The 23947-nt window shown below is 51.1% G+C and carries 17 protein-coding genes; 11 read left to right on the forward strand and 6 right to left on the reverse strand.

Features of this window, described 5'->3' with window-relative positions; genetic code table 11:
• Positions 1–296: 296 nt before the first annotated feature.
• Together clpS and clpA are read left to right on the forward strand one after the other, a co-directional pair.
• Positions 297–617 (forward strand): ATP-dependent Clp protease adapter ClpS, encoded by a 321-nt coding sequence (gene clpS, locus BJJ97_RS14065; RefSeq protein WP_095699221.1) that lies wholly within the window; start codon positions 297–299, stop codon positions 615–617.
• Between the two features lie 29 nt (positions 618–646).
• Entirely contained in the window at positions 647–2920 is a 2274-nt protein-coding gene (clpA, locus tag BJJ97_RS14070; RefSeq protein WP_095699222.1) for an ATP-dependent Clp protease ATP-binding subunit ClpA, read from the forward strand.
• 181 nt (positions 2921–3101) lie between these two features.
• Here the strand turns inward: clpA and infA are convergent, their stop codons facing one another.
• The 5 genes from infA to trxB all read right to left on the reverse strand — a co-directional run bounded on the left by infA (position 3102) and on the right by trxB (position 8876).
• On the reverse strand, positions 3102–3320 hold the full coding sequence (gene infA / locus BJJ97_RS14075; RefSeq protein ID WP_002211347.1) for a translation initiation factor IF-1: 219 nt from the start codon (positions 3318–3320) through the stop codon (positions 3102–3104).
• Between the two features lie 112 nt (positions 3321–3432).
• Positions 3433–4137, reverse strand: a complete 705-nt coding sequence (gene aat / locus BJJ97_RS14080) for a leucyl/phenylalanyl-tRNA--protein transferase (protein ID WP_095994344.1) — start codon at positions 4135–4137, stop codon at positions 3433–3435.
• A 33-nt stretch (positions 4138–4170) separates the two neighbouring features.
• Positions 4171–5892, reverse strand: coding sequence for a heme ABC transporter ATP-binding protein/permease CydC (cydC, locus tag BJJ97_RS14085; protein ID WP_167385225.1), 1722 nt, complete (start codon positions 5890–5892; stop codon positions 4171–4173).
• A 17-nt stretch (positions 5893–5909) separates the two neighbouring features.
• Positions 5910–7676, reverse strand: a complete 1767-nt coding sequence (gene cydD, locus BJJ97_RS14090) for a heme ABC transporter permease/ATP-binding protein CydD (RefSeq protein ID WP_095994346.1) — start codon at positions 7674–7676, stop codon at positions 5910–5912.
• A 237-nt stretch (positions 7677–7913) separates the two neighbouring features.
• A complete protein-coding gene (gene trxB, locus BJJ97_RS14095; RefSeq protein ID WP_010277214.1) occupies positions 7914–8876 on the reverse strand; it encodes a thioredoxin-disulfide reductase in 963 nt (320 codons plus the stop codon).
• Positions 8877–9459: 583 nt separating this feature from the next.
• Between trxB and lrp the strand changes: the two genes are divergently transcribed.
• From lrp to BJJ97_RS14125, 6 genes are all read left to right on the forward strand, one after another.
• Entirely contained in the window at positions 9460–9954 is a 495-nt protein-coding gene (gene lrp / locus BJJ97_RS14100; RefSeq protein ID WP_005967536.1) for a leucine-responsive transcriptional regulator Lrp, read from the forward strand.
• A gap of 114 nt (positions 9955–10068) precedes the next feature.
• Positions 10069–13566, forward strand: a complete 3498-nt coding sequence (locus BJJ97_RS14105; protein ID WP_095994347.1) for a DNA translocase FtsK 4TM domain-containing protein — start codon at positions 10069–10071, stop codon at positions 13564–13566.
• Between the two features lie 249 nt (positions 13567–13815).
• A complete protein-coding gene (gene lolA / locus BJJ97_RS14110) occupies positions 13816–14427 on the forward strand; it encodes an outer membrane lipoprotein chaperone LolA (RefSeq protein ID WP_095699227.1) in 612 nt (203 codons plus the stop codon).
• 7 nt (positions 14428–14434) lie between these two features.
• Positions 14435–15778 (forward strand): replication-associated recombination protein A, encoded by a 1344-nt coding sequence (locus tag BJJ97_RS14115; protein ID WP_095701894.1) that lies wholly within the window; start codon positions 14435–14437, stop codon positions 15776–15778.
• A 103-nt stretch (positions 15779–15881) separates the two neighbouring features.
• Entirely contained in the window at positions 15882–17177 is a 1296-nt protein-coding gene (gene serS / locus BJJ97_RS14120; RefSeq protein WP_095994348.1) for a serine--tRNA ligase, read from the forward strand.
• 306 nt (positions 17178–17483) lie between these two features.
• Complete coding sequence (locus BJJ97_RS14125; RefSeq protein ID WP_095994349.1) at positions 17484–18638, forward strand: MFS transporter; 1155 nt, start codon at positions 17484–17486, stop codon at positions 18636–18638.
• On the opposite strand, the gene BJJ97_RS14130 is transcribed toward BJJ97_RS14125, so the two are convergent.
• A complete protein-coding gene (locus BJJ97_RS14130) occupies positions 18624–19565 on the reverse strand; it encodes a LysR family transcriptional regulator (protein WP_095994350.1) in 942 nt (313 codons plus the stop codon). The two genes, BJJ97_RS14125 and BJJ97_RS14130, sit on opposite strands and share 15 nt — an antisense overlap.
• Before the next feature lie 273 nt (positions 19566–19838).
• Between BJJ97_RS14130 and BJJ97_RS14135 the strand changes: the two genes are divergently transcribed.
• From BJJ97_RS14135 to BJJ97_RS14145, 3 genes are read left to right on the forward strand one after another with little or no spacing between them, the layout of a single operon-like run.
• A complete protein-coding gene (locus BJJ97_RS14135) occupies positions 19839–21170 on the forward strand; it encodes a cytosine permease (protein ID WP_095994351.1) in 1332 nt (443 codons plus the stop codon).
• Between the two features lie 26 nt (positions 21171–21196).
• Positions 21197–22306 (forward strand): DUF917 domain-containing protein, encoded by a 1110-nt coding sequence (locus tag BJJ97_RS14140; protein ID WP_095699230.1) that lies wholly within the window; start codon positions 21197–21199, stop codon positions 22304–22306.
• A gap of 10 nt (positions 22307–22316) precedes the next feature.
• Positions 22317–23885 (forward strand): hydantoinase/oxoprolinase N-terminal domain-containing protein, encoded by a 1569-nt coding sequence (locus BJJ97_RS14145; protein WP_095994352.1) that lies wholly within the window; start codon positions 22317–22319, stop codon positions 23883–23885.
• Positions 23886–23947 lie beyond the last annotated feature (62 nt).

The raw sequence follows: 23947 nt of genomic DNA on the forward strand, positions 1-23947 counted from the left end.
GCGATCCACCGTGTGGTGAGGAGAGCAGTTTGTCAAAGTTTGATGCAGATAACGCTATTGATGAACCTACGATCGCGTTGCGTAATCAAGATATCGGTTACAGGCCTTGAATTTTGCTTTCCGGGAACCATTTAATCCCTCAGGTGGTAAAATAAAAAGCAGACGTGCTACTGTAAATGTAGAGATACCCGTCATCTTTCAAGTCGCAGGCGCTCATTTCCTGCTTCTCGGATCTATTGGGAATAAACAGACCGATGTCGTGAGTCGCGATATTCGTTACATGATGTGGATAGAGAATGGGAAACAACAGTACGTGGTCACAATCTGAGAACCTGACCGCCGATAAACAGAAAGAAAAATTGCAGCCGCCATCGATGTATAACGTGGTGTTGAATAACGATGATTACACCCCGATGGAATTTGTTATTGACGTTCTGCAAAAGTTCTTTTCTTATGATATTGAACGTGCCACACAGCTTATGTTAAGCGTGCATTATCAGGGCAAAGCAATTTGTGGCGTATTCAGCGCTGAAGTGGCTGAGACCAAGGTCGTACAAGTCAATCGTTATGCCAGAGAAAACGAGCACCCGCTGCTCTGTACGCTGGAAAAAGCCTGAAGTCAGGCGATTTATTGGGAGAGGTGCCTATGCTCAATCAAGAACTGGAACTCAGTCTCAACATGGCTTTCGCCAGAGCGCGTGAGCACCGACATGAGTTTATGACCGTGGAGCACCTGCTGTTGGCTCTGCTCAGTAACCCAGCCGCCCGTGAAGCATTGGAAGCCTGCACGGTAGATTTAGCCGCGCTACGCCAGGAACTGGAAGCGTTTGTTGAGCAAACCACACCAACATTACCGCAGAGTGACGACGAGCGAGAAACGCAACCCACGCTCAGCTTCCAACGCGTACTCCAACGCGCCGTCTTCCACGTGCAGTCCTCCGGCCGCAGCGAAGTGTCTGGTGCCAACGTTCTGGTCGCGATTTTTAGCGAACAGGAATCTCAGGCCGCCTACCTGCTGCGCAAGCATGACGTCAGCCGTCTGGATGTGGTGAACTTCATTTCTCACGGCACGCGTAAAGAAGAATCCGATCAGGCGCCGAACCCTGAAAGTCCCGTCAATGAAGAACAGGCAGGAGGGGAAGATCGTATGGAAAACTTCACCACCAATCTGAATCAGCTGGCTCGCGTTGGCGGTATCGATCCGCTCATTGGCCGGGAAAAAGAACTGGAGCGCACGGTTCAGGTATTGTGCCGCCGTCGTAAAAATAACCCGCTGCTGGTCGGCGAATCTGGCGTCGGTAAAACCGCGATTGCTGAAGGGCTGGCTTGGCGTATTGTGCAGGGCGATGTACCGGAAGTGATGGCGGAGTGCACCCTGTACTCGCTGGACATCGGCGCGCTGCTGGCAGGCACCAAATACCGCGGTGACTTTGAAAAACGCTTCAAGGCGCTGTTGAAACAGCTGGAACAGGATAAAAATAGTATTCTGTTCATTGATGAAATCCACACGATTATCGGCGCGGGTGCAGCATCCGGTGGTCAGGTTGATGCCGCTAATCTGATTAAACCGCTGCTTTCCAGCGGCAAGATTCGCGTGATCGGTTCGACTACCTATCAGGAATTCAGCAATATCTTTGAAAAGGATCGGGCGCTGGCGCGTCGTTTCCAGAAAATCGATATCACTGAACCTAGCGTGGAAGAAACTATACAAATCATTAATGGTTTGAAGCCGAAATATGAGGCTCACCATGATGTTCGCTATACGTCAAAAGCGGTTCGTGCTGCGGTAGAGCTGGCAGTGAAATATATCAACGATCGCCATCTGCCGGATAAAGCGATTGATGTGATCGATGAAGCGGGTGCGCGCAGCCGTCTGATGCCGGTCAGCAAACGCAAGAAAACGGTCAACGTGAGTGATATTGAATCGGTTGTCGCCCGCATCGCCCGTATTCCAGAAAAAACCGTCTCTGCCAGCGATCGCGATGTGCTGAAAAATCTCAGTGACCGCCTGAAAATGCTGGTGTTTGGGCAGGACAAGGCAATCGAAGCACTGTCCGAGTCTATCAAGATGAGCCGTGCAGGGTTGGGTCAGGAGCGTAAGCCGGTCGGTTCCTTCCTATTTGCCGGTCCTACCGGTGTGGGTAAGACGGAAGTCACGTTACAGCTGGCCAAAGCACTGGATATCGAACTGCTGCGCTTTGATATGTCCGAATACATGGAGCGCCATACGGTTAGCCGTTTGATTGGTGCGCCTCCAGGTTATGTGGGCTACGATCAGGGCGGTCTGCTGACGGATGCCGTGATTAAGCATCCTCATGCGGTGCTGCTGTTGGATGAGATCGAAAAAGCGCATCCTGACGTCTTTAACCTGCTGTTGCAGGTGATGGATAACGGTACGCTGACGGACAACAATGGCCGCAAAGCGGATTTCCGTAATGTCATTGTCGTCATGACCACCAACGCAGGCGTGCGTGAAACACAGCGTAAATCGATTGGTATCATCCATCAGGACAACAGTACGGATGCGATGGAAGAGATCAAGAAGGTCTTTACGCCGGAGTTCCGCAACCGTCTGGATGGCATTATCTGGTTCAACCATCTGTCGACCGATGTCATTCAGCAGGTTGTCGATAAGTTTATTGTAGAGCTTCAGGCACAGCTGGATGCGAAAGGTGTGTCGCTGGAAGTGAGCGATGAAGCGCGCGACTGGCTGGCAGAAAAAGGCTACGACAAAGCAATGGGTGCTCGACCAATGGCTCGCGTGATGCAGGAAAGCCTCAAGAAACCGCTGGCTAACGAGCTGCTGTTTGGTTCGTTGGTGGACGGCGGCTCGGTTACGGTGGAACTGGATAAAGAGACGCAACAGCTGACGTACGGCTTCCAGAGCGCGCAGAAGCGGAAAGCAGAAAGCGTTAATTAATCAATATTCTGTGTTATCTAAAAGGGATGCTGAGGCATCCCTTTTTACGTTCTTGGCCCGTACTGAATAGTATGGCTCCCCAAAAACTGTTTTAAAAAACAAAAGCCCTTGCCATGAAGGGAAGGGCTGGGGAGGGAGTCACATCCTCATATATCGCTGTGATCAGCGATGAGCGAACCGGTTAGCGGCTGCGGAAGACAATGCGGCCTTTACTCAGGTCGTACGGGGTTAACTCTACAGTGACTTTGTCACCCGTCAGGATGCGGATATAGTTTTTACGCATTTTACCGGAGATATGAGCGGTAACCACGTGCCCGTTTTCCAATTCAACGCGGAACATGGTGTTGGGCAGCGTATCAAGCACGGTGCCTTGCATTTCAATATTGTCTTCTTTGGCCATCGAATCCTCTAGGTCTAACTACCTTTATTTTTTAACCGCAAGATAATGCCGAAAAACCGACATTATGTAAAGAAGCGTTCACGTTTGGGGCGTTATTTACCCGATTTCTCTATCAGAATGCGGGTTCTGCGAGCTGTTGTGGTCGCCAGCAGCCGTCATCGACCGCAATATCCTGCCACTGAGAAAGCTGTTGCAGAAAGCGATCTCGGGGTATTTCACTCACGCCGAGAGAAGCGGTATGGGAGTTTAGCACCTGACAGTCGATCAGATGACCACTATGGCGAATAAAATGTTGTTGAAACGCCAGCAGCGCGTATTTTGACGCATTATCCGTACGGCTGAACATCGACTCGCCGCAAAATAATCGTCCTTGCTCAATACCATAGAGCCCACCCACCAGTGCGCCATTCTGCCACACTTCGACAGAATGTGCCTTTCCGACCTGATGAAGCTGGCGATAAGCCGAGATAATGTCCGGCGTAATCCAAGTGCCGTCATGGTGCTCATGCGCGCAGGCGTGAATGACATCATCAAATGCCTGATTCAGCGTCGCGTGAAACGTATGGCGCTTCAGAAATTTTTTCATGCTGCGGCTGAGATGGAGTTCATCAGGAAACAGGACCGCGCGTGGGTTTGGTGACCACCATAAGATCGGCTCACCGGGAGAGAACCAAGGGAAAATTCCCTGTCGGTAAGCTGCGTTTAACCGGGCGACGGAGAGGTCGCCGCCAACGGCCAGCAGGCCGTTGGGGTCATCCAATGCATGATTCGGATCAGGAAACTGAAGCGATTGAGACGAAAGCTGGTATAGGCGCATGTTTTTCAAACGTTGTATTTCACGGAAATTGCCTTAAACGTGCTGGCGGAATTGCCAATAACGACCTTGTTGTGCCATTAAAGCCTGATGGCTGCCCTGTTCGATCACTTTTCCATCGTCCAGAATGCAGATGCGATCCATCGATTCTAAGCCGTATAGCCGATGAGTGATGACGATCAGCGTCTTATTGGCACAGTGCTGGCGGAGCAGTTGCAGAATACGCTTTTCGGTTTCTGCATCCAACCCTTCAGTCGGTTCATCCAATAGAACGAGCGGTGCGTCGTGCAATAAGGCACGTGCTAATGCGATACGGCGCTGTTCGCCACCGGACAGCTGTCGACCGCCTTCGCCCAGCCAGGCATTCAGCCCTTCGTTTTCCAGCAGTTTTTCTAACCCAACCTGCTGTAATACCTCGGCCAGTTTTTCATCTCGTGCGGTCGGTGCTGCCAGCAACAGGTTATCACGCAGCGTTGCGCTGAAAATATGCACGCGCTGCGGCACCACGCTCATCATGGCGCGGAGATCGTCTTCCCGCCAATCGGCAAGGGGATGTCCATTCAGCGTAATCTCGCCGTATTCACAATTCCATGCCCGGGTCAGCAATTGCAATAGCGTCGATTTCCCGCATCCGGTACGTCCCAGCAGCGCCAGATGCTCGCCCGGTTGAATGGAAAGGGTAATATTCTGCAACACGGGCAGTGGTTGACCGGGATAGGTGAAACCGACATGTGAGACATCGAGAGACGCCTCGCGTGAGGTTTCTGGCCCACTCTCTGGGAACGTGACATCAACAGGCTGGCGAATGATTTGATCGACCCGAGCAGCGGAGGCAATCACTTGTCCCATATGCTGGAAGGCCACCGTGACGGGTGCCAGCGCTTCGAAAGCCGCAAGCGAGGCGAACACGAACAGGGCAATCAACGCACCGGGCTGCGGATTACCGCCAACGCCATCTGCTGCCAGCCATAGAATCAGCGTAACGGTCAGTCCGCTGCATAAAATCATCACCGCCTGAGATAGGCCGGTAAGGTTGGCCTGTTGGCGCTGGCGGCGCAGCCAGTTAATTTCCACCAGAGCCAACTGTTGACGGACGCGACTGAGTGCGCCGAAGACGGTGAGTTCCGCCTGACCTTGCAGCCAGGTCGTTAACTGAAGGCGGTATTGTGCACGCAGCGCGGTCAAATCTTGTCCGATGCCGTTTCCTGCTCGATAAAAGACAATCGGCAGACACAGCAGCAGTGCCAGCATAATGGCACCCAGCGTCAGAGCGAGTGAGGCATCAATGAAACTCAGGCCATAGCAAACGATAAGAATGACGGCGAATGCGCTGACGATGGGCGAAATCACGCGGAGATAGAGGTGGTCGAGCGTATCCACGTCTGCCACGAGCCGGTTTAGCAGTTCAGCCTGACGAAATTGTGCTAGTCCCCCCGGAGAGAGCGGCAGAATGCGAGAAAAGGTGAAAACACGCAAGCGTAGCAAAACGCGGAAGGTGGCATCGTGGCTGACGACTCTTTCCCCGTAGCGTCCGGCCGTACGTGCAATCGCTGCGCCCCGCACGCCAGCGGCGGGCAGCATATAGTTAAAGGTGAGTAGCCCGACGATCCCTGCCAGCGCAGCACCCGCCAGAAACCAGCCGGATAGGGCGAGTAGACCAATACTGGCCAGCAGCGTAGCAATGGCTAATATCACGCCCAGACTCAAATACCAGAAGTGCTGACGATAAAGCGCCAGAAACGGTTTTAATACCTGCATCGTTTTCATCTGAGCCATTACAGCGCCTCCTGTCTTTGTGCCAGCAGTGTCGCGAAGGGACCCGCTTCGGCTCGGAGTGTTTGATAATCACCCTGTTGAACTAACCGACCGCCGTCCATGACCCAGATCGTGTCATACCCGGCAATCTCGGTGAGCTGATGCGTGACCAGCAGCGTGGTCTGCGAACGTGCCGCGTCGTTCAGCGCCGTCATGACCAGATCCTCGCTATGGGCATCCAGACTGGCTGACGGCTCATCCAGCAGCAGTAAGTTGCAAGGATGAATGAGCGCACGGGCAACGGCGACGCGCTGTGCTTGTCCGACAGAAAGGCGTGCCGCACCGTCACCGATTGTCGTTTCCAGACCCTGCGGGAGCTGCGGTAAAAATTCCTGTACATACGCGTGCTCAATCGCATACTGCAATTCCAAAGGGCTGGCCTGCGGATTACCCAGCAGAATATTGCTGCGTAGCGTCTGTTCCGGCAAGTGGGGATTTTGTCCGACCCAGCTTAACTGCTTACGCCATGATTCAGGCGTTAGCATGTTCAATGCCTGACCGTTGACGGTGAGTGAACCGCGATAGGGCAGGAATCCCAGCAGCACATTAAGCAGTGAGCTTTTCCCTGCTCCGCTGAGGCCGACCAGCGCGATACGTTCACCTGCGCGAATATCGAACGTCAACGGTTGGGTCAGCGGTGTGCCATTCGGCGCGAGGACAACCAGATCTTCCGCTCGGATAGCAATGGCGGTATTGCTGCTGAATTCGTGTGTGCCAAAGCCGACCGTCTCACCTTCCTCTGACAAAAAAGTCACCAGCGATTCCGCTGCGCCGATAGCCTGAGCCTTGGCATGATAGAAGGTGCCCAAATCGCGTAAAGGCTGAAAGAATTCCGGTGCCAGAATCAGTACAAGAAAACCAGCGAAGAGCGTCACACCCATGCCGTAATGACCAAAATCCAGTTCCCCGAGATAAGAGAAACCGAAATAAACGGCGACCACGGCGATTGAAATGGAAGCGAAAAACTCCAGCACGCCCGAGGAGAGAAACGCCATGCGCAGCACTTCCATCGTGCGACTACGGAAATCTTCGGAAGCATGACGGATTTGTTCGATTTCAGCCTTGCCACGATGGAACAGACGTAGCGTCTCCATCCCGCGCAGGCGATCGAGGAAGTGTCCGCTCAGGCGTGCCAGCGCCAGAAAGTTACGTCGGTTGGCATCCGCTGCGCCCATGCCAACCAGTGCCATAAAAAGCGGGATAAGCGGGGCAGTGAGAAACAGAATCAGGCCTGCGGCCCAGTTGAGCGGGAAAATCGTGATTAAGATAAGCAGCGGAATCAGCGCGGCAAGATACATCTGCGGCAGGTAGCGGGCGTAATAATCCTGCATGTCATCAACCTGCTCAAGAATCATCGTTGCCCAACTGCCAGCGGGTTTGCCCTGTACCCAGGCAGGGCCAAGCTGTTGTAATCGATCCAGTACCAGCTTACGAATTTGCTGTCGAACGGCTTGTCCGCAAAGGAAGCCAACACGCTCGCGTAACACACTGTTGAGTGCGCGCAGAATAAATGTGCCGATCAGCAGAAGGAAGGGGGAGAGCAGGGATTCGCGAGTAGCATGCTCGATAATCAAGGCATGAAGCAGCGTAGCTAACAGCCAGGCTTGCGCCACGATTAACGCACCGCTCAGGAATCCAAGCAGGAGTGAAATCCGTAGCCAACGTTGCGCCAGCTTACTCTGCTGTTTCAGCCAGGCGGTCAGTTCTTGCTGTCTGGTTTTTTTCATCAGGCACCAGTTCGTTATATTGCAGAAATGGACTTAACAGAAAATAACTCTCATGCAACTGTTAGTTAACAAAATTATCTTCTATCACGCAGAATGACGCCATGTTACCGCGACAGGGGCGCGCTGCAAACGAAAAGGAGAGGGGAAATGGGTGAGGCGATCAATTTTGTGTTGCGGAAGGTAAGCCAGAAGTGAAGAAAACGGAACGGCCGTCGCCGCTCCGTTATCAGCAGCGTATTACTTGTTGACGGTCAGTCCGTCAAGGTAACGTTCAGCATCCAGTGCCGCCATACAGCCAGTACCTGCGGAGGTAATGGCCTGACGGTAGATGTGATCCATGACGTCGCCTGCGGCAAAGACGCCAGGAATGCTGGTTTGTGTTGCGTTGCCGTGAATACCGGACTGCACTTTGATATAACCGTTTTCCAGTTCCAGTTGACCGCCGAACACGGCCGTGTTCGGACTGTGGCCGATAGCGATAAACACGCCAGCCAGCTCCAGCTCTTCTGCAGCGTCGCTCTGTGTATCGCGGATACGCACACCGGTTACACCCATGTCATCGCCCAGCACTTCGTCCAGCGTACGATTGGTATGCAGGATGATGTTGCCGTTTTTAACTTTGTCCATCAGGCGATCGATCAGAATCTTCTCTGAGCGGAACGTCTCGCGACGGTGAATTAAATGCACTTCCGCCGCGATGTTAGACAAATACAAGGCTTCTTCTACCGCGGTATTCCCGCCGCCAACCACGGCGACTTTCTGGTTACGGTAGAAGAACCCGTCACAGGTTGCGCAGGCAGAAACCCCTTTGCCTTTAAACGCGTCTTCAGATGGCAGACCGAGATAACGCGCTGATGCCCCGGTAGCGATGATCAGTGCGTCACAGGTGTATTCGGCGCTATCACCGAATAAACGGAAGGGACGGTTCTGCAAATCAACACGTTCAATATGATCGAAGATCACTTCAGTATTGAATTTGGTCGCGTGTGCATGCATACGCTCCATTAACAGCGGGCCAGTTAAATCATCGGCATCACCCGGCCAATTTTCTACTTCGGTCGTGGTCGTCAACTGACCGCCTTTTTCCATACCAGTGATTAATACTGGCTGTAAATTCGCCCGTGCAGCATAAACAGCGGCAGTGTAGCCAGCCGGGCCTGAACCCAGAATCAATAACTTGTGATGTTTAACAGTACCCATGCTTTCCTCATTTCATGACGGCGGATAAGGTTCATATGAACGGTCTCTACGACAAACACGTTTCTTTACTACGAACCGTCTCTACCACGGACAATGCGAATGATTGTAAGGAAATTACAAGAGTAAAAAAAGTATGCAGAAAAGTTGCTGGCTATTTGTTTAATCGTTAATGGCGATGGTGACGACAAATCGCTGAAAAATCAGCCACATTCATAAGTAAAATGATTGAAGTCACCTCGGCGAAGGGCTCTAGCTTATCCAATCTGGCAGTTTCTTCTGATTTTCGTTGTTTTGCTTTGACAATCGGCTGTGCATTTGCGAAAACATCTGGGTAAGAGGAAATTTTTTGTATGTGAACAGTTAAAAGCTCGGCTTTTTATTCGTTTTTGCGCAGGTAGGCCTTTGGGCCACGGATATGACGTGATGGTCTTCTTCGCGGGTAAGCAATACGTGGGGCGAGAACGAGAAGTTAATGACTGTTGATATACAAAATAGGCAGCGTGTCTTCTTTAAGGGTAGCTCTGATACATGAGGTCTATCGGGGTAAAGCGGGTGCAGGGAAAAGTGAAGAGAGACAATAATAATGGTAGACACTAAAAAACGGCCAGGAAAAGATCTCGATCGTATTGATCGTAACATCCTGAACGAATTGCAAAAAGATGGGCGTATTTCCAATGTCGAGCTTTCCAAACGTGTTGGGCTGTCGCCAACGCCTTGTCTGGAACGTGTGCGTCGTCTGGAGAGACAGGGTTTTATTAATGGCTACACAGCGCTGCTAAACCCGCATTATCTGGATGCGTCACTGCTGGTTTTTGTTGAAATAACGCTAAACCGCGGTGCGCCTGATGTGTTTGAACAGTTTAACTCTGCGGTGCAGAAGCTGGAAGAAATTCAGGAGTGTCATCTGGTTTCCGGTGATTTTGACTACCTGTTGAAAACACGCGTGCCGGACATGTCTGCTTATCGTAAGCTCCTGGGCGAAACGCTGCTGCGTTTGCCGGGCGTAAACGACACCCGTACTTACGTGGTGATGGAAGAAGTGAAGCAAAGCAACCGTCTGGTCATTAAGACCCGGTAAACGTGTGGGTGCAAAACCCGATAAATTCAGCTACACTCCTGTGAATTTATACAGTCCCAGCGCCGGGTTTTCTCGGCGCTTTGTCATAAACCTTACAGGCCCCTGGAGAGACTCTTGAGCCAGGAATATACAGAAGACAAAGACGTTACCCTGAAGAAACTCAGCGGAACGCGTCGCTTGCTCGAAGCGATTTTAATCGTTGTGGCACTTTTTGCGGTTTATCTCGGTGTCGCACTACTCAGTTTCAGCCCCTCCGATCCTAGTTGGTCACAAACTGCGTGGCATGAGCCTATCCACAACTTTGGTGGTGTGGCGGGTGCCTGGCTGGCGGATACGCTGTTCTTCATTTTTGGCGTTCTGGCCTATGCCATTCCACCGATCATGTTATCCCTGTGCTGGGCGGCTTTCCGTCAGCGTGATAACCAACAATCTATTGAATATTTTACCTTTTCACTTCGCCTGATTGGGACATTGGCGCTGATCCTGACCTCTTGCGGTTTGGCTGCGTTGAATATTGACGATCTCTACTATTTTGCTTCCGGTGGTGTTTTGGGAAGCCTGTTGAGCAGCTCAATGATCCCACGTTTCAATAGCATGGGTGCAACGCTGATTCTGCTGTGCGTGTGGGGGGCAGGGTTAACGCTGTTTACCGGCTGGTCATGGTTGACGATTGCTGAAAAAATTGGCGCAGGTGTGTTGGGCTGTCTGACGTTTATGTCAAACCGTTCGCGCCGCGACGAGGACTATCGTGAAGAAAACGATCGTGAAGAGGATGAGCGCGATGTGCTTAATCTGCGCCACGATGAAGCGTCGGGCGAGGAAATAACACAACAGCGTGATGACGATGACGTTCTGTTTTCTGCATCTTCCGTTGCTGATGCGGTAAACGACACGGCGGCAGAAAATAAAACAGAAGTGTCATCGCCGTTAGCTGAGAACGCACCGACAGCGACACAACCGGTACTCTCTGCAGAAACGCCAGTGGCAGGGTCAACATCGTCTGATGTGGCAGTGTCTGATTCAGCATTACCAGAATCAGTCTTCTCTGCTTCATCGTCTGGCATGGTGCCACCCGTTTCCCCCTCTGCGATTGATTCGACGCCGTCGCTAAATCCACCGCTATATTCGTTTGAAGTCCCTGAAACGCCAGCGACAATGCCAGAGATCGCAACCTCGCCTGAACTCCATAGCAGTGTGTATGCACCTTACGGAAATAGTTACGGAGAGAGTGCTGTACCGCCGATTGTCACGGCACCTGTGGTTCAACCGTTTGCTGAGCCGCCACAACCTGCACGCGATACGGATTTCAATACGAACAGCACGTTTATGCCTGCGTTCAGTGCCGATGGCGATGATAATCCGCAGATTAAACGCGGCGTAGGGCCTGAACTGCCGCGTCCTAACCCGGTACGCATTCCTACTCGCCGCGAGCTGGCGTCATACGGAATCAAACTGCCGTCGCAGCGATTGGCTGAAGAACAAGCAAGGCTGCAGGCGCAGAACGGTAGCGCAGAAGCAGAATTGGCGAACGACGTGTATCAGGAAGAGACACCGGATGACATCGCCCAGCAGGAAGCGGTATTGCAGCAAGCGTATCTGGATCAGCAACGTCAGCGTTATGGTGATGAATACCCACTGCAAGAAGACGATGAAGACGCGCTTCTGCAAGCGCAGCTAGCCAGAGATTTCGCAGCGCAGCAGCAGTCACGTTATGACGACAGTGCGTTGCAGCGCGATGAGGAAATCCCTGCTCCGATCGCACCGCCTGCGGTCAGTGAGCCCGTTCAGCCAAATCCTGTCACATCGCATAACGCTTTTTCATTCTCGCCGTTTAGTGCAGAGAATGAGCGCGAACCTGAACCGCATACGTTCAGTGAGTCTGCTTATTCGCAGCCGTCCTATAACACCGAGCCAGAGCTTCCGTCGATGCATGCTGGTGAAGATGAGGACGACGACGATGATCGCAACCCGTTGGCATTTAGTCAGCCAATGCAGCCAATGGAGCCGACGTCAGCGCCTGTTGAGGCTGCGAAACAGGAAACTGTGGCAACACCAACGCATCATCCGGCAATGGATGGCTTGATTCACCCGTTCCTGATGCGTAATGAACAACCGCTACAGAAGCCGACTACGCCGCTGCCAACGTTGGATTTGTTGACGCCACCGCCGGCTAGCGAAGCCCCTGTTGATAATTTTGCACTGGAACAGACGGCGCGACTGATTGAAGCGCGTCTGGCTGATTTCCGGGTAAAAGCTGATGTGGTCGATCACTCTCCTGGGCCGGTGATCACACGGTTTGAATTGGATCTGGCACCGGGCGTTAAAGCGGCACGTATCTCGAATTTATCGCGCGATTTGGCACGTTCACTGTCGGTTGTCGCGGTGCGTATTGTTGAAGTTATCCCCGGCCGACCATACGTCGGACTGGAGTTGCCGAATGCGCATCGCCAGACGGTTTACCTGCGAGAAGTTCTGGACTGCGATCAGTTCCGGGATAATCCATCGCCGCTGTCGATTGTGCTGGGTAAAGATATTGCGGGCGAACCTGTCGTTGCCGATTTAGCGAAAATGCCACACCTGCTGGTTGCGGGTACAACAGGGTCGGGTAAATCGGTCGGCGTCAACGCCATGATCATCAGTATGTTGTATAAAGCCACGCCGGAAGACGTACGCTTTATCATGATCGACCCGAAAATGCTGGAACTCTCGGTGTACGAAGGCATTCCACATTTGTTGACGGAAGTCGTGACCGACATGAAGGATGCGGCCAATGCGCTACGCTGGTGTGTCGGTGAAATGGAACGCCGTTACAAGCTGATGTCAGCGCTTGGCGTACGTAATCTTGCGGGATACAACGAACGGGTGATGACGGCAAATGCAATGGGGCGTCCGATTCCCGATCCGTTCTGGAAGCCGGGCGACAGTATGGATATGACACCGCCAGTGCTGGAAAAACTGCCGTATATTGTCGTGATGGTCGATGAATTTGCTGACCTGATGATGGCGGTGGGTAAGAAAGTTGAAGAACTGATTGCCCGACTAGCGCAAAAAGCGCGTGCTGCGGGGATTCACTTGGTGCTGGCAACGCAGCGTCCTTCGGTTGATGTCATCACCGGATTGATCAAAGCAAACATTCCGACACGTATTGCGTTTACCGTTTCCAGCAAAATCGACTCACGGACTATCCTCGATCAAGGTGGTGCGGAGTCGCTATTGGGGATGGGGGATATGCTGTATATGGCACCTAACTCCTCGATACCTGTCCGCGTTCATGGCGCTTTTGTGCGTGATGAGGAAGTTCACGCCGTCGTTCAGGATTGGAAAGCACGCGGTCGCCCTCAATATATCGATAATATTGTCAGCGGTGGCGACGATGCTGAAGGCGGAAGCCTCGGTCTTGATGGCGATGAAGAACTCGATCCGCTGTTCGATCAGGCGGTAGAGTTTGTCGTCGATAAGCGTCGTGCATCAATCTCGGGCGTACAGCGTCAGTTCCGAATCGGCTATAACCGCGCCGCGCGAATTGTTGAGCAAATGGAGGCGCAGGGTATTGTCAGCTCTCCAGGACACAACGGTAACCGCGAGGTATTGGCACCGCCATCGATGGAATAAGCATGCTGTACTGATTGACGTCACACCATGATAAGGGCTGCGCGAGCAGCCCTTATGCAAAGAAGCGTAAAAGCGGCAATAAGCAGATAATTCACCTATCACCGTCCGAGTGGGTTCAGATAACATAGATCTATAGATAACGTAGCTCGACGAATAACACCGATCTGTAAAGAACATAGGCGCTGTGCAAAGCGTCTGACCTCGATAGATGAAGATTTGTTATATTAAGAAATTCAAAGGATTATGCGTATGAAAAAGTGGTTAGCTATCAGTTGCCTGATTGCAGGTGTTACCTCAACCGCTGTCTATGCGGACGCGGCAAAAGATTTGCAGGGTCGCCTCAATAAAGTAAACAGTTTCCACGCCAATTTCAGCCAGAAAGTCACCAGCGCCGATGGCGCAGCGGTGCAGGAAGGGGAAGGCGAACTGTGGTTGAAACGTCCTAACCTATTTAACTGGAAAACCACATCACCTGACGAAAGTGCGTTGATTTCTGACGGTAAAACGCTTTGGTTCTACAATCCGTTTGTTGAACAAGTCACGGCAACCTGGTTGAAAGATGCAACAGGCAATACGCCGTTCATTCTGATCACGCGTAACGACACCAGCGACTGGAATAAATACGATGTGCGCCAGAAAGGCGATGATTTTGAGCTTACGCCGAAATCAGCGAGCGGTAATCTGAAGCAGTTCGCGATTAACGTGACGACAAGCGGCACAATCAAGCAGTTTACCGCGACGGAACAAGATGGGCAGCGAAGCACTTATGTGCTGAAAAACCAGCAAAACGGCGCTGTTGATGCCGCGCAATTCACGTTCACACCGCCGAAAGGCGTCACGCTGGATGACCAGCGTCAGTGAGGCCAAAGTGAGCAACCTGTCACTTGATTTTTCCCATAATGAATTCCAACCGCTGGCCGCGCGTATGCGGCCAGCGACATTGGCACAGTATATCGGCCAACAGCACCTGTTAGGGGCCGGTAAGCCTCTGCCACGAGCCATTGAGGCAGGGCAGTTGCACTCGATGATTCTCTGGGGGCCGCCAGGAACGGGAAAAACCACGCTGGCAGAACTGATTGGGCATTACGGGCAGGCTGATGTTGAACGTATTTCTGCCGTGACGTCCGGCATTAAAGAAATTCGCGAAGCGATTGAGCGTGCCCGACAAAATCGCAATGCGGGGCGCCGCACTATTTTGTTTGTCGATGAAGTCCATCGTTTCAACAAAAGTCAGCAGGATGCGTTTCTGCCACATATCGAAGATGGAACGATCACCTTCATTGGCGCAACAACCGAAAATCCCTCTTTCGAACTCAACTCTGCATTGTTATCTCGCGCCCGCGTCTATTTGCTAAAAGCGCTGACGGCGGAAGATATCGAACAGGTCTTGCTGCAGGCCATGAGCGACAGCGAGCGAGGATATGGCGGACAGAATATTGTTCTGCCTGCCGACACCGCGCGAATGCTGGCCGAATTGGTCAATGGTGATGCCAGACGTGCGCTGAATAGTCTGGAAATGATGGCCGACATGGCGGAAATCGACGCGCAGGGCATGCGTGTTCTGACGCCAGCACTCCTCAACGAAATCGCTGGCGAGCGTAGTGCCCGTTTTGATAACAAAGGTGACCGCTATTACGACCTGATTTCTGCGTTGCATAAATCGGTAAGAGGCTCCTCACCGGACGCGGCGCTTTATTGGTACGCCAGAATCATTACTGCCGGTGGCGATCCGCTGTATGTTGCCCGACGGCTGTTGGCGATCGCGTCGGAAGATGTCGGCAATGCAGACCCGCGTGCGATGCAGGTGGCTATCTCCGCCTGGGATTGCTTCACTCGTGTCGGCCCAGCAGAAGGGGAGCGCGCCATTGCTCAGGCGATTGTTTATCTGGCCTGTGCCCCTAAAAGTAACGCTGTGTATAGCGCGTTTAAAGCCGCGATGCAGGATGCGCGCGAGAAGCCAGACTATGATGTTCCCGAGCATTTGCGCAATGCGCCTACCCGGTTAATGAAAGAAATGGGGCTCGGCGCAGAATATCGCTACGCGCACAATGAACCCAATGCCTACGCCGCCGGCGAGAGCTATTTTCCGCCGGAAATGGCCGATACGCACTATTACGCACCGACCTCACGCGGCCTTGAGGGCAAAATTGGTGAAAAGCTCGCCTGGCTTGCCACTCAGGATCAAAATAGCCCGACAAAACGCTACCGTTGAACTAAGCGTTGCGGTAAGGTTATTACGGTATTTTCTGAAACCGGCCGCGTAGCGCGCCGTGTACGCCACTATTTCATCTGATAATCATAAGCACAGGATTAGCATGCTCGATCCCAATTTACTGCGTAATGAGCTAGACGCAGTTGCCGAAAAGTTACTGGCTCGCAGAGGCTTTAAGCTGGATGTTGAGACCCTGCGTAAGCAGGAAGAACGTCGTAAAGTATTGCAGGTAGAAACCGAAAACCTGCAGGCAGAGCGTAACTCCCGATCGAAAGAGATTGGTGGAGCGAAAGCACGCGGTGAAGATATCGAGCCTTTGCGTCGTGAAGTTAACACATTAGGCGAAAAACTGGATGCCGCGAAAGCCGAGCTGGATCAGTTGCAGAATGACATTCGCGATCTGGCGTTAACGATCCCGAACCTGCCGGACGACTCTGTGCCGCTTGGAAAAGATGACACGCAGAATCAGGAAGTGACTCGCTGGGGTGAGCCACGTAAGTACGATTTCCCCGTACGCGATCATGTTGAACTCGGAGAGATGGCTGCCGGGCTGGATTTTGCCGCTGCGGTGAAATTAACCGGTGCACGTTTTGTTGTGATGAAAGGACAGATTGCCCGTCTGCACCGTGCGCTTGCCCAGTTCATGCTGGATTTGCACACACAGCAGCATGGCTATCAGGAAGCGTATGTCCCTTATCTGGTCAACCACGCCACGCTATACGGTACAGGCCAACTGCCTAAGTTTGGTGAAGACCTGTTTCATACCACTCCGTTGAGCGAAGAGGCAGAAAGCAGCAGCTATGCGCTGATTCCGACGGCTGAAGTTCCGTTGACCAATCTGGTGCGTGACGAGATTCTTGATGAAGAATCCTTACCGTTGAAAATGACTGCACACACGCCGTGCTTCCGTTCAGAAGCTGGCTCGTATGGTCGTGATACGCGTGGGTTGATTCGTATGCACCAGTTTGACAAGGTTGAACTGGTACAAATCGTCCGTCCTGAAGATTCCATGCAGGCGTTGGAAGAATTGACGACTCACGCTGAAACCGTACTGCAACTGCTGCAATTACCTTATCGTAAGGTCTTGCTGTGTACGGGTGATATGGGCTTTGGCTCCACCAAAACTTACGATCTGGAAGTCTGGTTGCCGGCGCAGGATACCTACCGTGAAATCTCTTCCTGCTCAAACATGTGGGATTTCCAGGCGCGCCGTATGCAGGCTCGCTGCCGCAGTAAGTCCGATAAGAAGACTCGACTGGTTCATACGCTGAACGGTTCTGGTCTGGCAGTCGGTCGTACACTGGTTGCCGTTCTGGAAAACTACCAGCAGGCTGATGGCCGTATTGAAGTTCCTGAAGTGCTGCGTCCGTATATGGGCGGGCTGGAATTTATTGGCTAATCGCAGTTACCTGAATCAAGCGCCTAAGGGCGCTTTTTTTATGCCATAGCGTCGGTAATATTTTTTCATCGTAAAAGTAGCGTATCAACTCGTATCACTTAATTTTTAAGTTAAAACTGATTTAAAATCAGTGAAATAGCAGTGTCCTTTTTTTTAAGCGTGACGGCCTTCCTATGGACGTTGATGAATACTTTCAATCCATCATTTGAGAAAGGACTTTTAGCACTTTTTGCCCGGATTGACTTTTATATACGCAGTGGCATGATGCGCTCACTCTTCTCCGGTTGTTTGGTTATCCACTTCGCTATGTCTGCTTATTCCCGCCCAGTGCTGTTATTGCTCTGCGGACTTTTGCTGCTGACAGTTTGTATTGCGGTATTAAATACCCTGGTACCACTGTGGCTGAGTTATCAATCTCTTCCTGTCTGGCAGGTTGGCCTTGTTGGGTCATCCTACTTCGGCGGCAATCTCGTTGGCACGTTATTAGCTGGTAAGTTAATCAAACTTTATGGATTTAACCGTAGCTATTATTTCGCGGCTTTATTGTTTGGCATTGCGATCGTTGGCCTCGGTATTTCTGCGGATATCGGCAGCTGGCTGTTCTGGCGTTTCCTTGCCGGAATCGGCTGTGCGTTAATCTGGGTCGTGGTTGAAAGCGCCTTGTTATGCAGCGGAACGCCAACGCAGAGAGGGCAACTGCTGGCTGCTTATATGATCGCTTATTATCTCGGTAGCGTGATTGGACAACTTCTGCTTGGCGTATTGCCAGCTGCGTTGCTGGGCGTGCTGCCGTGGATGGTTGCGCTAGTGACTTTGGCCGTATTACCACTGCTGTTTACTCGTCTTCCTACACCGCCAGAGCAGCAAGAAAAGCATATCAATATGTGGAAAATGCTGACGTATCGCAGTGCCCGTTTAGGCGTTCATGGCTGTATTATTTCCGGCGCAATTTTAGGATCGCTGTATGGCCTAATGCCGCTGTACCTCTCTCATCAGGGGATGAATGATGCGCAGGTTGGATACTGGATGGCGCTGTTGATCAGCTCTGGGATTATCGGTCAATGGCCTGTTGGACGTATGGCCGATCGTTATGGCCGATTGCTGGTTCTGCGGGTATTAGTCTTTGTGGTGATTATTGGCTGTATTGCCATGCTAAGTATTAGCCACTATGCCATGGCACCATCGCTATTCCTGCTGGGATGTGCAGGGTTTACGCTGTATCCCGTTGCTATGTCTTGGGCATGTGAAAAAGTGCGCCCTGACGAACTGGTCGCGATGAATCAGGCGCTGCTCCTCAGCTATACGCTTGGCAGTCTTTGCGGTCCAAGCGTTGCTGCGGTGCTGATGCAGAACTACTCCGATCGATTGCTGTTTGTTCTGATCGCTGTTGTTGCCATGATCTACCTGATGCTGTTGCTCAGAAAGGCCGATCACCACCCAACGCCATTAGCTGCTGCTTGAGCTAGCGGCATCGAGGCTGGCCAGCGAACTTTGTCCAGCTTCTACCATATTATTCCACAGCGCTTCAGCTACTGGGCTAAGGCGCTGTTTCGCGTTTCGCACCAGATAAAATATGCTGGTGAGCTTTAAACGGTCTGGAGCGACCGCAGCAAGCTTTCCTTTTTCAACCCAGGTGTTGGCATAATGATCGGGAAGAAAACCAATATGGGTTCCTGCCAGCAGAAGCAGTAGGCTTCCCTCAAGATGCCAGGCCGTTTGGTGGAAACCTTGCTTTGATACAGGACCTAACTGTTTAGATATTTCGTTGAAGGCGTGTCCACCGATTAGCAGTCGACGAGGATTTAATTCACCATTGATCCATTCACGTTCTATAATTTCAGCATTTTCTGCTAGTGAATAAAAGTAACTGTGTTCAACGAATACAGGCTCATAAAAAATGTCTGAGGGAATATCATCGGGCAGGGCACTGAGAACAATGTCGAGATGTCCGTTTTTTAACCGCTCCATGAGTGGAAGGTATTCCATAATTTCAAGTTCGACATTAACTTCCGGACTTTGGGCATAAAGCTGGGTTATCGCCTGAGATACAACATTATTGGGGTGGGTTGCAATGTTATCCAGACAGCCTAATTTGACTTTACCTATCAACTGATGCTTGATACGGGCTAGTCTGTTAGCAAAGTCATCAAGTGTGGAAATGACAGATTTTGCTTCCTGGTAGACAACCTCACCTTCGGTTGTTAAGGCAAAACCACCACGTCCACGTTCACACAAGACAAGCCCGAGTGTATCCTCAAGGCGAGACAAGTAGTGACTGAGTACGGGCTGGCTTAAGCCTGTTGCGGCTTGTGCATTAGTAATCCCTTGTTTTTCAACAATTTTACAGAAAAGTTTTAACCAGCGAATCTCCAGTTTATCTAAGCGCATAGCATGTCCTTCGCATACATCACATATCTGAATGTTAACATCAAAATATATCTGTATTAATCGATATGAAACCCATTTATCGTGTTGTTACGCCACATCACTGATGTGGTTACCACAAAAAGTGTGGTTTTATGCGTCACATCAGGGTCTCTCATAAGCACAATGGTGTTGTTAGCTTGCTGACGGCACCATTGTTCTATACGCCGCCAGGCAACCTCTATAAAATATCACAACGATACAATAATTATTTGCTGCTTATTTAATGGAGGAAATATGTCTCAAGGGAAAGCTGTACCTGAAAAAGAACAACAGGAGCGGCAAATCTATGATTACGAATACGAAAAAGTTCCTGTCGAAGCAAGGAAAAGTTGGTATGTCATTGCCTTAATATGGCTGGCCGTAGGGATCGACATTTCTGGTTTGTTTCTAGGATCTTTTCTAAGTAGCGGATTGCCGTTTTCTCAGGCTGTCAGTGCGACACTTATTGGCTCCGCCTTACTGGGTATTCTTGCTGCATTATGTGCGAATGTTGGTTATGGCTGTGGGCTATCAACAACGCTACTGAGTATCTCTGTTTTTGGGCGACTAGGTGGGAAAGTAATCGGCGTATTCTCCGCTGTTTCACTGGTTGGATGGTTTGCCTTTCAACTCGATTTCTTTGGCGTGATGCTGCAAAAAGCACTGTTACATTATCAATTTGAACCTGGACGTTTTTTTATCCTGCTTTTCGGCATGATATTAATGGCACTGACGGCCATTTGGGGCGTTAGGGCGTTAGGGAAATTAAGCGTATTAAGTGTCCCGCTAATGCTTATACTCATCGTTTCAGGAATATCTCTCGCCGCTAACGGCCATTCTTCTCCTGCTGAAGTTGTCATTAAAAATCCGATAAGTTTAGGAAGTGCTATTTCTTACGTGGTTTCTATCTGGATAGTGGCAGCAAGTATCGTATCGCCTGATATTGCACGCTATTCCAGAACACGTAAAGATGCCATATTAGGCTCAGGCTTAGGGTTCTTACTGGGAAACAGCGCTACGATTCTTGTTGCACTCATATTGACCCATATGGTTGGTAGCGACGATTTAGTCGAAATATTTTTTAGCATTGGACTCGGTATTTCAGCGATTGTGATTTTAATTTTTGCGCAATGGACGACGAATAGTTCTAATCTAATTTCCGCCTCATTAGGTTTATCTGTTGTTATCAGAGTAATATCTCGGCCAATACTCGTTGTGTTGATGGCATTTGCGGGTCTGTTTCTGGCCTATTACGGGATGATTAATAACTTCACCCAGTTTCTGTCGTTACTCGGTGTTCTGATTTCCCCTATTGCAGGGGTTTACCTTGCTGAATATTACTTTTTTGATTCCTCGCGCCTAAAGCAGGATGCATCACAACCACCTTTACTGAATATTTGTGCCTCTATCGCATGGTTATGCGGCAGTTTTGTAAGCTTATTAACCGCTACAGATTTCTTTGATTTGTTTACGATCACATCCGTTTCTACATTGGATGGCATAATAATCAGCCTGGTGATGTATATCGCTATGCGGAAAATGTTCCCGCAGTTGGCAGAGTCTGCCCATTCGTTCTCTAAATCCTAGGTTGTTCAGTGGTTATTGGATAAGTAATGGTCCGCTATATTGATTTTGAAATGATAGATGATATCGCTCTGGGAGCGTCAATCCTTGGCACTGGTGGCGGTGGGGATCCTTATTTAGGGTCGCTAATTGCGAAAAATGCTTTGCGCCATGGAAAGCCTGTAACGTTGTGCAATCTGGATGACGTAAAGGATAACGAGCTCTTTATCCCGTGCAGTACGATGGGTGCGCCGACGGTTTCCGTAGAAAAAATCATTTCACCGCGGCAAATTCTCTTGGCATTTGAAACAATGGAGAATTATCTCGCAGAATCAGCATCTGGGACTTTTTCTATCGAAGTCGGCGGCATCAATTCACTAATACCCTTAGTTGTTGCAGCCGCAAAAGGGCTGCCTGTTATCGATTGCGATGCGATGGGGAGAGCCTTCCCCGAAGCGCAGATGGTGACTTTTTTCCTCGATGATTTAACCTCCGCACCGAATACATTGGCAGATGAGAAGGGCAATGCCGTCATTCTGAATCCCATAGATGGTATGTGGTCGGAACGGTTGGCCCGCGCGATTGTTGAACAAATGGGCGCAGCTTGCGCGATGTGCGATTACCCCTTACGCGGTAGTCAACTTAAGCGTAGCGCTATCAAAGGCACGCTGACGCTGGCGCAGGATATCGGAAGAATGCTGCGTCAGGCTCATCAGTCAGGTAGTCATCCAGTGCAGTCCCTGCTTACTGTGCTGAATGGTCATATCGTGGCATCAGGAAAAATTGTTGATGTAGCCCGTCGCACAACGGGCGGTTTTGCTCGGGGCAAAGTGGTGCTGGATGGCTTGGGGAGCGACAAAGGCGAATCGTTTACGGTGCTTTTCCAGAATGAGCTCCTGCTGGCTTATCGTTCTTCACAGACAACAGAACCTACGCAGGATAATCTGCTGGCCGTTGTGCCTGATTTAATCTCCATAGTTGATAGTGAAACCGGACGTCCGATCATCACGGAACATTTACGTTATGGGCAGCGAGTTGATGTGATTGCCTATCCGTGCAATGACAAGTGGCGAACGCCAAAAGGGATTGACGTTGCGGGACCGGAGTATTTCGGTTATCCGGTGCAGTATGTACCGATAGAACTGCTTGCGAATCGCTGAGGCTTTCCCGATGTTACATAAAAATGATTACCGACTCGGGATTGATGTCGGCGGCACCAACACGGATGCGGCAATTTTAGATGCTAACCTGCGCTGCATTGCGACGGCCAAATTTCCTACCAGTATGGATATCTACAGCGGCATCGAACGGGTGATTGCTGAGGTACTGGCGCAGTCTGGCATCGCACCGCAGCATATTCGCTATGCGATGTTGGGTACAACCCAATGTACCAATGCGATTGTTGAGCGGAAAGGGCTGGATCGCGTCGGATTATTGCGCCTGAGTCTGCCAAGTAGCGATAGCGTCCCGCCGCTGTGTGGCTGGGATGACGAATGGCAAAGGACATTAGGCGAGCATTTCTACCAGATTCATGGCGGTTATGAGTTTGATGGCCGAGAGATTCACTCTGTACTGCGGGATGAAGTACTCGCGGTTTGTGACAAGATGCGCGGGCATGTCGATAGCGTGGCTATCTGTGGCGTGTTTTCTCCCGTAAATAATGAGCAGGAACTGCTGGTTGCCCAGTGGGTGAATGCGGCATTACCGGATGTATCCCTGTCGCTATCCCACCGGATAGGCAGCACAGGATTACTGGAAAGGGAAAACGCGACAATCCTGAATGCATCGTTGCAAAGCACCGCGAACCGTTTTGTTAACGGCTTTACGCAAGCGTTAGTTCGGCACGGTATCAAGGCTACGCCATTCTTCGGGCAAAACGATGGCACATTGATGTCCGAGAGTATGGTGAAGCAATACCCTATTCTGACGATGGCCTGCGGGCCAACGAACTCGATTCGCGGAGCATGCCACCTTTCCGGGCTGGATAATGCGTTGATTATCGATGTTGGCGGCACGACAACGGATATTGGCGTGCTGGTGAATGGCTTCCCGCGTGAATCGGCAATTGCTGTTGAAGTCGGGGATGTACGGACGAATTTCAGAATGCCGGATATTATTTCTATCGGCATTGGCGGTGGAACCTGTGTTCGGCAATCACAGGATGGGAGTCTTACCCTTGGGCCTGACAGTGTCGGCTATCGCCTGCTTGAACAGAGCGTCAGTTTCGGCGGGGAGACGTTAACGCTCAGCGATATCATGCTACAACTTCATCGTGAACGATGGATTGCGGATCTTCCTCGTCCGCTACCCAAGCTGGATAATGCATTTTGCCAGCAGGCTTATCGTCAGATGATTGAGAAAGTGGAAAGCGCTATCGATCGGATTAAATCGTCAAGCGCAGCAATCCCCGCGGTGCTTGTGGGCGGTGGCAGCATTTTACTGCCTGATGTTTTATCCGGTGTCAGTCAGGTGATGCGTCCGCAGAACTTTGATGCGGCCAATGCGGTTGGTGTGGCGTTAGGGGCGGTGGGCGCACAGATCGAACGTGTGGTTAAAATGCCGGATAGCGATCGTGAAAAGATAAAAAACGAATTGCAGCAGCAAACCATTTGTCTTGCAGAAGAGATGGGTGCCAGGCCGGGCAGCGTTGAAATCATCGACTATCAGGAAATTCCATTGGCGTATCTGCCGGGGAATGCGGTACAGGTGAAAATTAAGGCAGCAGGAAATCTGGCTTAGCGCAGCGTATTAACATTGCAGAAATTGTGTACCCGCCAAAATGAAAATAGCGCGCTCACGGC

The organism is Pectobacterium polaris (assembly GCF_002307355.1).
GTDB classification, from domain to species: domain Bacteria; phylum Pseudomonadota; class Gammaproteobacteria; order Enterobacterales; family Enterobacteriaceae; genus Pectobacterium; species Pectobacterium polare.

What these genes read in the sequence shown, in the direction of transcription:
- BJJ97_RS14125 (WP_095994349.1), top strand. Translation starts at nt 17,484, where the DNA reads ATGTCTGCTTATTCCCGCCCAGTGCTGTTATTGCTCTGCGGACTTTTG.
- lolA (WP_095699227.1), top strand. Translation starts at nt 13,816, where the DNA reads ATGAAAAAGTGGTTAGCTATCAGTTGCCTGATTGCAGGTGTTACCTCA.
- BJJ97_RS14140 (WP_095699230.1), top strand. Translation starts at nt 21,197, where the DNA reads ATGGTCCGCTATATTGATTTTGAAATGATAGATGATATCGCTCTGGGA.
- cydD (WP_095994346.1), bottom strand. Translation starts at nt 7,676, where the DNA reads ATGAAAAAAACCAGACAGCAAGAACTGACCGCCTGGCTGAAACAGCAG.
- BJJ97_RS14135 (WP_095994351.1), top strand. Translation starts at nt 19,839, where the DNA reads ATGTCTCAAGGGAAAGCTGTACCTGAAAAAGAACAACAGGAGCGGCAA.
- clpA (WP_095699222.1), top strand. Translation starts at nt 647, where the DNA reads ATGCTCAATCAAGAACTGGAACTCAGTCTCAACATGGCTTTCGCCAGA.
- infA (WP_002211347.1), bottom strand. Translation starts at nt 3,320, where the DNA reads ATGGCCAAAGAAGACAATATTGAAATGCAAGGCACCGTGCTTGATACG.
- BJJ97_RS14145 (WP_095994352.1), top strand. Translation starts at nt 22,317, where the DNA reads ATGTTACATAAAAATGATTACCGACTCGGGATTGATGTCGGCGGCACC.
- cydC (WP_167385225.1), bottom strand. Translation starts at nt 5,892, where the DNA reads ATGCAGGTATTAAAACCGTTTCTGGCGCTTTATCGTCAGCACTTCTGG.
- lrp (WP_005967536.1), top strand. Translation starts at nt 9,460, where the DNA reads ATGGTAGACACTAAAAAACGGCCAGGAAAAGATCTCGATCGTATTGAT.
- aat (WP_095994344.1), bottom strand. Translation starts at nt 4,137, where the DNA reads ATGCGCCTATACCAGCTTTCGTCTCAATCGCTTCAGTTTCCTGATCCG.
- BJJ97_RS14130 (WP_095994350.1), bottom strand. Translation starts at nt 19,565, where the DNA reads ATGCGCTTAGATAAACTGGAGATTCGCTGGTTAAAACTTTTCTGTAAA.
- clpS (WP_095699221.1), top strand. Translation starts at nt 297, where the DNA reads ATGGGAAACAACAGTACGTGGTCACAATCTGAGAACCTGACCGCCGAT.
- serS (WP_095994348.1), top strand. Translation starts at nt 15,882, where the DNA reads ATGCTCGATCCCAATTTACTGCGTAATGAGCTAGACGCAGTTGCCGAA.
- trxB (WP_010277214.1), bottom strand. Translation starts at nt 8,876, where the DNA reads ATGGGTACTGTTAAACATCACAAGTTATTGATTCTGGGTTCAGGCCCG.